Source organism: Pseudoalteromonas sp. G5_S1_54_S4 (assembly GCF_054968565.1).
On sequence record NZ_JBQKUL010000051.1, the window covers coordinates 1 to 12,828 of the forward strand.

General features: G+C 40.3%; 13 protein-coding genes. 3 read left to right on the forward strand and 10 right to left on the reverse strand.

Annotated elements, in window-relative coordinates; genetic code table 11:
• Both ACTRWE_RS16105 and ACTRWE_RS16110 read right to left on the reverse strand, forming a co-directional pair.
• The coding region (locus ACTRWE_RS16105; RefSeq protein WP_462880332.1) for an efflux RND transporter permease subunit at positions 1-2,097 on the reverse strand (2,097 nt) is incomplete at its 3' end.
• 2 nt (positions 2,098-2,099) lie between these two features.
• A complete protein-coding gene (locus tag ACTRWE_RS16110) occupies positions 2,100-3,116 on the reverse strand; it encodes an efflux RND transporter periplasmic adaptor subunit (protein WP_462880333.1) in 1,017 nt (338 codons plus the stop codon).
• Positions 3,117-3,337: 221 nt separating this feature from the next.
• On the opposite strand from ACTRWE_RS16110, the gene ACTRWE_RS16115 reads away from it, so the two are divergent.
• Positions 3,338-3,775 carry a hypothetical protein gene (locus ACTRWE_RS16115; RefSeq protein ID WP_013464882.1) on the forward strand — a complete coding sequence of 146 codons (438 nt, stop codon included), beginning with the start codon at positions 3,338-3,340 and terminating at the stop codon, positions 3,773-3,775.
• A 55-nt stretch (positions 3,776-3,830) separates the two neighbouring features.
• Here the strand turns inward: ACTRWE_RS16115 and trhO are convergent, their stop codons facing one another.
• Positions 3,831-4,838, reverse strand: coding sequence for an oxygen-dependent tRNA uridine(34) hydroxylase TrhO (trhO, locus tag ACTRWE_RS16120; protein ID WP_028835275.1), 1,008 nt, complete (start codon positions 4,836-4,838; stop codon positions 3,831-3,833).
• 205 nt (positions 4,839-5,043) lie between these two features.
• On the opposite strand from trhO, the gene ACTRWE_RS16125 reads away from it, so the two are divergent.
• Positions 5,044-6,366: a DEAD/DEAH box helicase gene (locus ACTRWE_RS16125; protein ID WP_462880334.1), complete on the forward strand. Its 1,323-nt coding sequence runs from the start codon at positions 5,044-5,046 to the stop codon at positions 6,364-6,366.
• Positions 6,367-6,368: 2 nt separating this feature from the next.
• Positions 6,369-7,199 carry a CvfB family protein gene (locus tag ACTRWE_RS16130; RefSeq protein ID WP_008114734.1) on the forward strand — a complete coding sequence of 277 codons (831 nt, stop codon included), beginning with the start codon at positions 6,369-6,371 and terminating at the stop codon, positions 7,197-7,199.
• A gap of 55 nt (positions 7,200-7,254) precedes the next feature.
• On the opposite strand, the gene ACTRWE_RS16135 is transcribed toward ACTRWE_RS16130, so the two are convergent.
• From ACTRWE_RS16135 to cmk, 7 genes are all read right to left on the reverse strand, one after another.
• Complete coding sequence (locus ACTRWE_RS16135; protein ID WP_008114737.1) at positions 7,255-7,599, reverse strand: hypothetical protein; 345 nt, start codon at positions 7,597-7,599, stop codon at positions 7,255-7,257.
• A 120-nt stretch (positions 7,600-7,719) separates the two neighbouring features.
• Complete coding sequence (gene pyrF / locus ACTRWE_RS16140; RefSeq protein WP_008114739.1) at positions 7,720-8,424, reverse strand: orotidine-5'-phosphate decarboxylase; 705 nt, start codon at positions 8,422-8,424, stop codon at positions 7,720-7,722.
• A 33-nt stretch (positions 8,425-8,457) separates the two neighbouring features.
• Complete coding sequence (gene lapB, locus ACTRWE_RS16145; RefSeq protein WP_013464879.1) at positions 8,458-9,594, reverse strand: lipopolysaccharide assembly protein LapB; 1,137 nt, start codon at positions 9,592-9,594, stop codon at positions 8,458-8,460.
• A 2-nt stretch (positions 9,595-9,596) separates the two neighbouring features.
• Positions 9,597-9,878, reverse strand: a complete 282-nt coding sequence (locus ACTRWE_RS16150; RefSeq protein WP_008114742.1) for a lipopolysaccharide assembly protein LapA domain-containing protein — start codon at positions 9,876-9,878, stop codon at positions 9,597-9,599.
• A 21-nt stretch (positions 9,879-9,899) separates the two neighbouring features.
• On the reverse strand, positions 9,900-10,187 hold the full coding sequence (gene ihfB, locus ACTRWE_RS16155) for an integration host factor subunit beta (protein ID WP_008114744.1): 288 nt from the start codon (positions 10,185-10,187) through the stop codon (positions 9,900-9,902).
• A gap of 67 nt (positions 10,188-10,254) precedes the next feature.
• Entirely contained in the window at positions 10,255-11,922 is a 1,668-nt protein-coding gene (rpsA, locus tag ACTRWE_RS16160) for a 30S ribosomal protein S1 (protein ID WP_002961176.1), read from the reverse strand.
• Positions 11,923-12,017: 95 nt separating this feature from the next.
• Positions 12,018-12,728, reverse strand: coding sequence for a (d)CMP kinase (gene cmk, locus ACTRWE_RS16165; protein WP_008465692.1), 711 nt, complete (start codon positions 12,726-12,728; stop codon positions 12,018-12,020).
• Positions 12,729-12,828 lie beyond the last annotated feature (100 nt).

Here is a 12,828-nt window from a genome sequence, read left to right on the forward strand (position 1 = left end):
CTGCGATGGCTGATACGATACTCTTACCGGCGCAACTTCTGGCACGGCTTTTTCAAGATCAGCTGAGAACTGCTGTGCAGCCTTAAATATTTCAAGGTAATCTTGTCCCAGTAAAGCGATTTCTATGCCGCCACCTTGGCCACGTAAATTTAAGCTATTTGCCCCACCAGGGTAAGCAGGTGCACCAGGGATGTTGCCTAAAGGCTGGCGAATTTTATTAATAATTTCTTGTTGGCTAAAGTTACGTTCATCCCAATGCTTTAATGGCACAGTAATAAACACAATATTGGGATCCCATTGCCCAACCACAGTGTAAATAGACTCAATTTCACCACTTTCAACGAAAGGCAGTAAGGTATCTTCCATTTTAATGGCTTGTCTATCCATAAAATTTAAGCCTACGCCATCAGGTCCGCGGGCAAATATTCTAATTTTACCGCGATCTTCAGTAGGGAGCAGTTCGTTATCTAAACTCATATACAAAGCACCCGAACCGCCTGCAACTAATAAACAAACAATAAAGGTAACCCACGCATGATCCAGTACTTTATGGATTGTTTTGGTATAAATATTGGCAAGCACGTTACCAAATTTCGCAAAGGGGTGAAAACCACCTTGTTTGAGTTTTAATTTTGAGGTGAGCGCCGGCACTAACGATAACGCAACAAAGCTAGATATAATTACCGCACCAGCTAGTACGCCACCAAACTCTCTAAATAAACGCCCTGCTGTAGAGGGTAAAAATGCGATGGGTACAAACACAGCCGCTAATACTGCAGTGGTGGCAATAACGGCAAAAAATACTTCGCGGGTACCAACAACCGCTGCGGCACGCCTTCCAAGACCTAATCCTCGCTGGCGTTGAATATTTTCACTCACTACAATTGCATCATCAACAATTAATCCTGTCGCTAATACCAGTGCTAATAAGGTTAAAATATTAATTGAAAACCCAAGTGCCCATATCAGTGCTAATGAGCCTATAAGCGCAACAGGAATGGCAAATGCTGGGACTAATGTTGCACGCCATGAACCAATAAACACCCATAAGGTGATGATCACTAGCAGTACCGTTAGAACCAATGAGTTAATCACTTCATCTACTGAGCTTCTAATAAACTGCGCGTCATCTGATGTTAGCGTAAACTCCATCTCAGGAAAGCGCTCACGCATCCCCTCTATAAGGTTGAGTACTTCATCAGAAATTTCGATAGTGTTGGACTGTGCTTGGCGAATAATTTCCATACCAATAACAGGTTTACCATTAAGTCTTACCATAGAGCGCGGATCGGCAGGACCAAAGTACACGGCAGCAATATCGCTAATACGAGTGTCGCCCTGAATTATAATGTCGCCCACCTGTGCGGGGGTAACAGACGTTGCATCAGCGCGCACTATTATTTGCTGATCGTTTGATTTTAAACTCCCTGCAGGCACATCAAAGGGGGCTTGCCTAAGTACATCGGCAACATCTGGAATCGTTAAGTTAAAACTGCTGAGCTTTAATGGATCAATGCGAACCCTGAGCACACGTTCTCTATCGCCGTTTAATCGTACGTCGGCAACACCAGGAATAGTTAAAAACTGCGGCGCTAAATCAACATCAACCCGCTCTGTTAATGCCTCTAACGATAAGCTTTCACTTGATACTGTTAATGAAACCACCGCTTCAGCGTCGTTATCAGCCTTAATAATAGAAACGCGCTCTACCTCTTCAGGGAGCTCTCTTTGCACTCGAGCAACTGACTCACGCGTTTCATTTGCAGCGTCGTCAAGGTTAACACCCGGTCTAAATTCAACCACAATACGTGAATTACCTTCTTCACTTTGCGCACGAATCGATTTAACACCGCTCACACGGGCCACGGCACCTTCAAGTTTACTGGTAACTTCGGTATCAACGGTTTCAGGTGAACCACCAGGGAACGAGGCTGATACGGTAATTCGGGGTCTGTCTACATCTGGAAGCTCTCGAACTTCTACGCCTGCTATGGCGGCAATTCCGGCAATAATAATCAGTAAATTCAGAACCACAATAAGCACTGGGCGGCGAATAGCCATTGATGGCAAGTCTTGCATCATAGGTTGCTGTTTCATGGCTACTCCTGCGTATTAGCGATTGGCGCTGAGAAGCTTAGCTCTTGGTTCGCACGTAAGCGTTGTACGCCCTCTACCACTAAGTTATCTTGTTCTTTTAAAGCGCCCGAAACTAATAAACGACCAGCAAGGCGCTGTTCAATTTTCACATCAATTCGAGTGGCTTTTTTATCAACACTTGTCCAAACGTAAGGGCCTGTTGCTCCCCACAGTAATGCCGCCTCAGGTACAGCAGCAAAACGTTGCCCTTCTACTTCAATATGAACACGAAAACTCATGCCAGGTAAGAACTTTTGCTGCGGGTTTTCAAGCTGCGCTTTTACACGTAAGGTGCGGGTTTGTGGGTCTATTCGTGAATCTAGATAAGCAATTTTTGCGTTTACAGCATTTTGTGACTGCCAAGGAAATACTTTTATATTGCCTTTATTGCGCAGCATATAAACGGCCGATTCTGGGGCGTTAAAATTTATATATAAAGCACGCGTATCATCAATACTTGCAATCGCTGTTTGGGGAGTAATTCTGTCACCCACTTCAACGTCGGTAAGTCCCATAGTGCCGTTAAAAGGCGCACGAACTTGGCGGTCTTCAAATTCTGTTTCTGCTTGGGTAAGGGTCACTTTTGCTAATTCAACAACTGTTTTTGCATCATCCACATCACTTTGTGGCACTGCCCCTTTTGCTTGGCTTTGCTTTAAACGTGCGAGGGTTCTTTGGGTGTCAGCAAGTTTTATTTTTGCCTCTTCAAGTGCTGCTTTTTGTCTGCGTGAATCAAGTTCAAGTAACACATCACCGGCCTTTACGCTATCACCCGGTTTAAAATGCACCGCCGTTACTTTATCGCCCACAGCCGGGTATAAAATAACCGAATGAATTGCTTCGGCATTACCGACAGCCTGAACTTGCTCTTTAGCACGTTCCATCGCTACCTGCTCCACCACGACATTGGCACTCTTTACAGATAAACTTAACGACATTAAAGAAAAAAACACGCTGGTAAAAAGAATTCGCGATTTCAAAGGATCACCCTAATTAATTATTATTTGCATTATGTTACGCAGTTTAACAGCTCTATGATCAATAAATAGCTAAGTACGATAAATTAGCAAAACAATAAGCTGAAATTAAGCATGCTAGCCACTCTTACATATTTTTACAGCTGCATACAAAATCCACACATATTTAAATTACATTTATGACTATGATTTAGCTCATCAATATTTTTAATAAAGGCACATTTATGAAAAAGAGTTTAATTATGGTGATCTTGCTATCAGGCTGTGCATCACCAGGGATTGATCGGGCAGATCAAAATCAAGTTGTTAAACGTTATTATGCGTCTGTTGAATCAATACAAAAAGTAACACTCTCCTCAGAAGTGGGAACTGGAATAGCTGCTGGTGCGGGGTTTGGCTTTGTAGATAGCTTAGATGGCAATAAAGAAGAAATGATTGGCGGCGCGATTGTTGGTGGACTAGTCGGTGGATTATTTACTGCTTTATTTGAAGGGGGGAATACCGCGTATCAGTATAATTTATATGCTGCTGATGAAGGTGAATTTACCGTTATTCAAAAGAAAAAGCTCGATAAAAACACAAAATGTGTGCTCGTCAATGCTGCCAATAAGGTCACGCTCTCTACTACAGATACAAGCAATTGTGAAAAGAGTATAAAATAAAAACCTCAGTTAAAACTGAGGTTTTTTTTAATAACGTACAAACTAAATGTACCGCTTATTTATTTCGCTGTGCGTCTTTTTGCGCTTTTTTAGCTTCTTTACGTTGTTGTAAAACAGCTTGTGCTTCGTTACCAATGTGGCCTTCACCGCGCGCTTGAGCAAGCTCTATTTGCTTTTGGCGCTCTGCAAAGCGAGCGCGTTGTTCATCGGTTACATTGTCAATACAGTGGTGACACGACACCCCTTCCATATATTCTGGCTTTTGCTTTTCTTCTTCTGTGATAGGCATGCGACATGCATGACACTGATCGTATGAGCCTTTTTGTAAGTCATGATTTACCGCTACACGGTTATCAAATACAAAACACTCGCCTTCCCACATGGTTTCTTCTTTTGGCACTTCTTCTAGGTATTTTAATATGCCGCCTTCAAGGTGGTATACCTCATCAAAACCTTGCTCTTTCATATAGGCTGTTGATTTTTCACAGCGAATACCACCAGTACAAAACATGGCTACTTTTTTATGTTTTGATGGGTCTAAGTTTTCTTTGGCCCACTGAGGAAATTCACGGAACGTTTTAGTGTTTGGGTCTACTGCGTTTTGAAACGTACCAATTTCAATTTCGTAATCATTACGGGTATCAACAAGGATCACCTCAGGATCAGAAATAAGGGCATTCCATTCATGTGGCTTAACATAACTGCCCACTACTTTTAATGGGTCTACGCCTTCAACACCCATAGTCACAATTTCTTTTTTTAGCTTAACTTTTGTGCGGTAAAACGGGCATTCGTCATCAAATGATTCTTTGGTAACAATGTTGTCTAAATTTGGTTGGGTGTCTAACCACGCAAGTAAATTATCTATGCCTTCACGTTTTGCAGAGACAGTACCGTTAATCCCCTCTGCGGCAATTAATAAAGTGCCTCGTACTTCGTTTTGCTCCATTACATTGAGTAAAGGTTGGCGAAGTGCTTCAAAATCCGGTAGAGAAACAAATTTATACAGAGCGCAAACAACAAAGTGTTCGCTGGTTACATTATCTTTATGGACAGCAGTCATGGTATTCCTATTTTGCTTTTAAAACCCACAAGGGGCGTTTACCGAATCGTAAATCCGGCGCATATGGGGCGCGTATTTTACGCTTTTTTTATTTAAATGCAAAAAAATGGATGATAATGCGCTTTTTACTGTTAGCGCAGTAGCTCAGTGGGCTATAATGCGCGGATAAATTTATACAGACTTGCTCATATTGGAGAAACATACATTGCACTTTACTGAACTTGGGATTGATACTCGCCTAGAAACACAATTAGCGCACCAAGGGATCACCCAGCCTACCGATATTCAAGCCCATGCTGTGCCAACGGCACTGGCGGGACATGACATTTTCGCTCAGTCAAAAACAGGGTCAGGCAAAACTTTAGCGTTTTTATTACCGGCTGTGCAGCGTGTAATGAAACAAAAAGCACTCAGTAAACGTGATCCTCGTGTACTTATTGTTGCTCCAACTCGTGAGCTTGCGACCCAAGTTTTTACTCAACTTCGATTACTTATCGCCGGTACCAACATAAAGGCCGTTAAAATCCTCGGTGGCGAAAATTTTAACGACCAAATTAAAGCACTGCGTAACGACCCTCACTTTGTGGTCGCCACACCTGGGCGTTTAGCCGATCATTTAAAGCAACGTTCATTACAATTAAGTGGCCTAGAGTTACTTATATTTGATGAAGCTGACCGTATTTTAGATTTAGGTTTTACCGATCAACTTAAACTAATTAATGAACTAGCCGATCATCGTCTTCGTCAAACTTTATTGTTTTCGGCGACATTAGATCATGCTCAAGTTGATGCGTTATCGCGTAATTTATTAAAAAAACCAAAACAAATTATGCTCAGTGCAGCCAATGAGCAGCACAGTGATATTAAACAAACACTGTATTTAGCTGACCATCTTGATCATAAAGAAGCACTGCTTGAGCACTTTTTAAACCAAGATAACGTTGGCCAGTGCATTATATTTACTGCCACACGGGCTGATACCAGCCGTTTAAGTGAATCATTAAATAGTAAAGGCTTTAAATCTGTCGCATTAGCTGGGGATTTAACTCAAAGTAAGCGCCTTGATATTATGGATGCGTTTAGCCGTGAAAACTTTAAAATATTAATTACTACAGATGTTGCTTCGCGCGGTTTAGATTTACTCAGTGTTACCCATGTTATTAACTTTGATTTACCAAAACACGCAGAAGAATACGTTCATCGTATTGGTAGAACTGGTCGTGCTGGTTTTAAAGGTAACGCATTATCACTTGTGGGCCCTAAAGATTGGACAAGTTACTTGGCAATAAAATCATTTTTAAATGATGAATTATCGTTTGCTGCTGTTGAGGGTTTAAAAGCGAAATTTAAAGGTATTAAAGAGAAAAAAGTAGCGCCAATTAAACCGACTAAAAAAGCAGTGACCGCTAATAAGCCACAGCCAAAACGAAAAGCAAAACCGAAAAAGCCAGCGGCCCCAATTAAAGCACCTCTTAATATTGATGGTGATACCCCGATGCGTCGTAAAAAAAAGCCTGAGCAGGAATAATTATGAGTTACCTAGGAACCACCCAAACCCTTTTTGTTAAAGAAGTCAGCAACGAAGGTGCCTATTTAGATGGGCATGACTTAGGTGAAGTTTTTTTACCTAAACATGAAATAAAACATGAGCTTGAAGCCGGCGATAGCATCAGTGTATTCACATTTTTAGATAATGCAAACCTGCCAACAGCCACAACTAAAAAGCCGCATGCTCAAGTGGGTGAATATGCCCTACTGCGTGTAAAAGAAATAAACAGCATAGGCGCGTTTTTAGATTGGGGCTTAGAAAAAGACGTACTCGCACCGTTTAATGAACAAAAACCACGTATGCAAGAAGGCTACTCATATTTAGTGCGTTTATATCTTGATAACGCCAGTCAGCGTATTTGTGCCTCAACTAACTTTAACCGTTTTTTATCAAAAGATGAGCCTCAGTATAGTCACTTACAAGAAGTTGACTTAATTGTTGCAGGCAAAACTGATATTGGTTACAAGGTGCTTATTGAAGAATCCCATTTTGGCGTCGTGTTTTACAACATGGTGTTTAAAAACCTGTTTGTTGGTCAAAAGCTAAAAGGATTTATTCAAAAAGTACGTGAAGACGGAAAAATTGACGTCATACTTGAAAAACCAGGCATGGGTAAAGTAAGCGAGCTTGGTGAAAAAATAATGGAAAAACTAAAGGATGAGGGTGGCATATTAGCCATAGGCGATAAGTCTGATCCTGAATTAATTAAAAAAGTATTTTCGACCAGCAAAGCAAACTACAAAAAAGCCATTGGCGGTTTATTTAAACAAGGCTTAATTGATATTGAAGCTAAGTCTATTCGTTTAAAATAATTAAATAAAAAGCCACTTAAGTTTTAAACCTAAGTGGCTTTTTAGTATCTGAAATTTATAACCTAATATTTTTATAAGGTAAGGTACAGCGAGAATATTCATTTGAGTATTCAATTAATTCTTTTTTAGAATCTAGATTTAACGGCGCTAGCCTAAAAACTTTTTCTGTACACTCATTTTGCATTTCATCATGTGTCGCAACACAGTCTCTGCTGCTAACATCTATTCCTGCTAACACACCTTCATTGGTGTAACACAGATGCTGGGCATAATTTTGAGCAATTTTTTTAAACTTGAATAAATCAACGGGGTAACCAGATACCAAGTCAGTAACGTTTGAAACATCATCATACATTTTAGTTGAAAAAACATATTTATTTACAGCAAAGCCACTAATCATAATTACAACTAAAAATATTATTATACGCAAAGCAGATCCCTCACTGCACACCCATAATTTAAATGTAGCACAAAGAAAAGCAGTTGTAAGGAACTGCTCTCAATTATGCTAATTTTTAATTTAAGCTATTGATTCATTTACATCATTTAGTACTTTTACAGGGTTTTGTGCCTGAGTGATCGGACGCCCAATCACTAAATAGTCACTACCCGCTTCAATCGCTTCTTTAGGTGTCATAATACGTTTTTGATCGCCTGCATCACTGCCCGCTGGGCGAATACCTGGCGTAACTAATTTAAACTCTTTCCCTAAAGCAGCCTTTAAACTTTGCGCTTCTTGCGCGGAACAAACAACACCGTCTAGTCCTGCTTGCTTTGTTAATTTAGCTAAATGCATAACTTGCTCTTGGGGTGATTTAGTTATATCTAAACGCTCAAGTTCAGCTTCGTCCATGCTGGTTAATACAGTTACCGCAATAAGTAATGGCGCTTTGTCGCCAAACTGCTCGAGTGCTTGTTTAGCTTTATGCATCATTTCATAACCGCCCGATGCATGTACATTGACCATCCATACACCCATTTTAGCCGCAGCAGTCACCGCTTTAGCAACGGTGTTTGGAATATCGTGAAACTTTAAATCTAAAAATACATCAAAACCTAAATCGACCAATTCTTTAACAAATGCAGGACCAAAATAAGTAAACATTTCTTTGCCCACTTTTAATCGACAGGTATCTGGTGATAACTGTTTTACAAATGCTAAAGCAGTTTGCTGATCATCATAATCAAGCGCGATAAGAATTTTTTTTGATTTTTCGAAAGACATAACTATCCTACTAGTGAGCGAAAAGTATAAAGATTAAAATCCGTCTAAGCCTCTGCTAGGCACAATGGTTTCCCAGTGTTTACATGAAGGGCAATTCCAATAAATGGTGTAGCTAGTAAAGCCACAATGCTGACATTGAAAGTCAGGTTTAGTGGCAATGTAAGAAGTAACAAGTTTATCGATTTGATTAAGCACGTCTTTTGTATTTTTATTTTCTGTACTCATTAACTGTAATAAAAAACTAAAGCCACGAATAGTGGGTTGACGTTTTAAATTATCAGTCAAAAATTCAAAGGCTTGTTCAGTGTGTCCTTGCTCAAGCAAGGCTTGGCAATGCTGTATTTTTATCATCACCCCACCCTTTTCTAGTAACTCAGTAATGAGTTCATGAAATTGGTGAGTTAATTTTAATTGCTTATAGCTGTGAGCTAACTTTTCAATAAACAATGGCGCAAAAAAAGTAAATTGGCAGATTAATTCTCGCCAATAGTAAATTGCTTTTACGTAATCTTCTTTGGTGTAAGCTGACAGTCCAAACTCATATAAAGGCCTAATTGTTTTAAAGTTTAAGCTAATGGCTTTACGCATAAGTTGTGGGTTATTACTGGCAATGGCATGCTCACAGTAAAAATTAGCGATGGCTTTAAAGTGTTGTTCTTTTGAAAAAAGCTCAGTATGCGCTTCAAACATATTAATGCCTTTTTGCCATTCACGGGTTTGTGAATATAAAGAAATTATCGGTTCGAGTGCATCTGCATGGCTATTTTTTACCAGCCATATTAAATGTTCTTCTGCGCTGTCTAATAAGCCAGCCATAATATAATCTTCGGCTAGTTCTAAACGGCTATTAGCGGCTTGTTTTTCGTTAAGACTTGGGTGTTTTAGCAGCAGTTCGTGAATTTTTATTGCGCGGTCAAGCTCACCACGACGGCGAAACATGGTGGCTAAAGTAGAATAATGTTCAACAGAGTCAGCAGCTACTTCGAGCAAATTAATTAAATGCTCAAGCCCCTGATCTTCTTCTCTGTCCAGTAAAAACTTTAAGCCTTTACTGTATTCAGAAGTAATTTGACGATTAAACTGATGAGCCTGATTTTTTGCACTGTTTTTCCCCATGATCCAACCATAACCGGCAGCAACGGGAAGCAGTAAAAACAACAGCTCAATCATAATTAGGTGTCTTTGTTGGCAATACGCTTTTTATTATCTTTTTCAGGCGTTAATTGCTTTTTTAAACGGTAATTTTGCCACTTTAATTGCGTGAACAATTTAAAACTCACAAAACAACCCACTACAACACCTAGCAAAAAGCAGATACTTATTATAACGGCTAAAGGTAATGTATTACTGGCTATTATGTAGTTAATTTGTGTTAATTGTGGGTTTTGAGAACCCAATACAAATGCACCAATTAAAAAAAGTGCCGCCAGAATAATTTTTAATACCTTGAACAAGTAACTACTCCAATAAGTTTACTAAGCAATGCTCTCGTTTACACGGTCACGTAGTTCTTTGCCTGGCTTAAAATGAGGTACATGCTTACCATCTAACTCTACAGTTTCACCTGTTTTAGGATTGCGACCTGTACGAGGCGCACGGTAATGCAAAGAGAAACTTCCAAAACCTCGGATCTCAATACGATCTGAAGAAGATAATGAGCCGGCCATTTGTTCAAGAATTTCTTTAACAGCGTTCTCAACATCTTTCACAGGAATATGTGAATGTTGTTCGGCAAGTGTTTCTATCAGTTCTGACTTAGTCATAGCGTTTCCTTAAAAAGAAATAGTGGAAGGGCATAAACTGCCCTTCCAATTAAAAGACTATAATTAATTAGTCTTTTTGTGCATTTGCGAAAGCAGCTGCCATTGCGTTTTCAAACACTGGCTCTTCTTTCTTAAGCTTCTCTAGTACTTCTTTCTCTTCTGCTTCGAAAAGAGCTTTAACAGATAAGCTTAAAGTGCGGTTCTTACGATCAACACCAACGTATTTAACTTCAATCTCGTCGCCTACAGAAACAACAGTAGTTGCATCTTCAACGCGCTCTTGAGCGATATCAGCTACACGGATGTAACCTTCAACGCCTTCGATAAGTTCAACAGTTGCGCCTTTCGCATCAACTTCAGTCACTTTACCTTTAACAATAGCACCTTTTTTGTTTGCATCAAGGTAGTTATTGAATGGGTCAGCTTCGATTTGCTTAACACCTAGAGAGATACGTTCACGCTCTGGGTCAACTTGCAATACGATAGCAGTGATTTCGTCGCCTTTCTTGAATTCACGTACAGCTTCTTCGCCAGGTGTATTCCAAGAAATGTCTGAAAGGTGTACAAGACCATCAATACCACCGTCAAGACCGATAAAGATACCGAAGTCAGTGATTGATTTGATCTTACCAGTAACTTGGTCGCCTTTGTTTTGTAGACGAGCAAATTCCTGCCAAGGATTAGCAATACATTGCTTAAGACCAAGAGAAATACGACGACGTTCTTCGTCGATTTCAAGAACCATAACTTCAACAGTGTCACCAAGTGAAACAACTTTTGAAGGGTGGATGTTCTTGTTAGTCCAATCCATTTCAGAAACGTGTACTAGACCTTCAACGCCTTCTTCGATTTCTACGAAGCAACCGTAATCAGTAAGGTTAGTTACACGACCAGAAAGTTTAGAACCTTCTGGGTAACGACCAGCGATAGCTGCCCATGGATCTTCGCCAAGCTGTTTAAGACCTAGAGATACACGAGTTTTATCTTTGTCGAATTTAAGAACTTTAACTGCGATTTCGTCGCCAACATTAACGATTTCTGAAGGGTGTTTAACACGCTTCCACGCCATATCAGTAATGTGTAGTAGACCATCAACACCACCAAGGTCAACGAATGCACCGTAGTCAGTAAGGTTCTTAACGATACCTTTAACTTCTTGACCTTCAACAAGGTTAGCAAGAAGCTCTTCACGTTCTTGTGAGTTTTCTGATTCGATAACTGCACGACGTGAAACAACAACGTTGTTACGTTTTTGATCAAGCTTGATTACTTTAAATTCAAGCTCTTTGCCTTCAAGGTGAGTTGTGTCACGTACTGGACGAACATCAACAAGTGAACCAGGTAGGAAAGCACGGATTGAATCAACTTCAACAGTGAAACCGCCTTTAACTTTACCGTTGATAACACCAGTAACAGTCTCTTGCTCTTCACATGCTTTCTCAAGACGGATCCACGCTTCGTGACGCTTCGCTTTCTCACGAGAAAGGATAGTTTCACCGAAACCGTCTTCGATTGCATCTAGTGCAACATCTACTTCGTCGCCAACAGCAACTTCTAGTTCACCAGCAGCATTTTTGAACTGCTCTGCAGGGATAGCACTTTCTGATTTAAGACCAGCATCTACAAGTACAATGTTGTTCTCGATTGAGATTACTGTACCTTTAACGATAGAGCCTTGCTCTGCTTCAAAACCCTTTAAGCTTTCTTCAAATAACTGCGCAAAATTTTCTGACATACGAATATACGTCTCATATATTAATACCAATAAGCAACCATGCTGCATGGGGTTGTTAAAATAGCACTGGCGTCCTGCTGGTGCATAAAATGTGTTTAGCTTCGTTTAGGAAGCTTACCTTCAGAGATGCTTGAATCTAATAAAATTATAACTTTATCAAAGACTTGCTGTGCGTTGAGTTCGCTAGTATCAAGCTCAATCGCATCCTCTGCAGGTACAAGCGGCGCAACGGCGCGATTCATATCGCGATCATCACGAGCCCGAATGTCCTGTAATAGACCACTTAGTGTAACATCAAGCCCGCGCTCATTCAACTCAACAAAACGTCTGCGAGCACGTTCTTCTGCACTTGCGGTTAGAAATATCTTTAATGGCGCATCAGGAAACACAACAGTGCCCATATCGCGACCATCAGCAATTAAGCCATTTTCAGTTCTAAACGCACGCTGGCGACGAAGTAACGCTTCACGAACTCGTGGCAATGCCGCCACTTTAGACGCTGCAGCTCCCACTTCTTCATTTCGAATAGTGGTTGTTACGTCTTCGCCTTCTAAAATAATCTTTCCTGCATTAGTGTCACTGTCTATCAAAAACTGCACATCAAGATTTGCAGCTAATGGAACCAGTGCTTCTTCGTTATCTAACGCAATTTGGTGATGAAGTGCTGCAAGTGAAAGTACGCGATAAATTGCACCGCTATCTAACACATCCCAGCCTAATTTTTCAGCCAATAAGCGACAAACAGTTCCTTTACCAGAACCACTTGGGCCATCTACGGTGATTACGGGCATTAATAACGCCGGCATTTAAAACCTCCTTCAATGCACACCAAAATAAACCGCCACATTATACGTCAATTATTAAAGATTATCCGCTTTTAGTATGTAACTTTTTATAAATACTTAT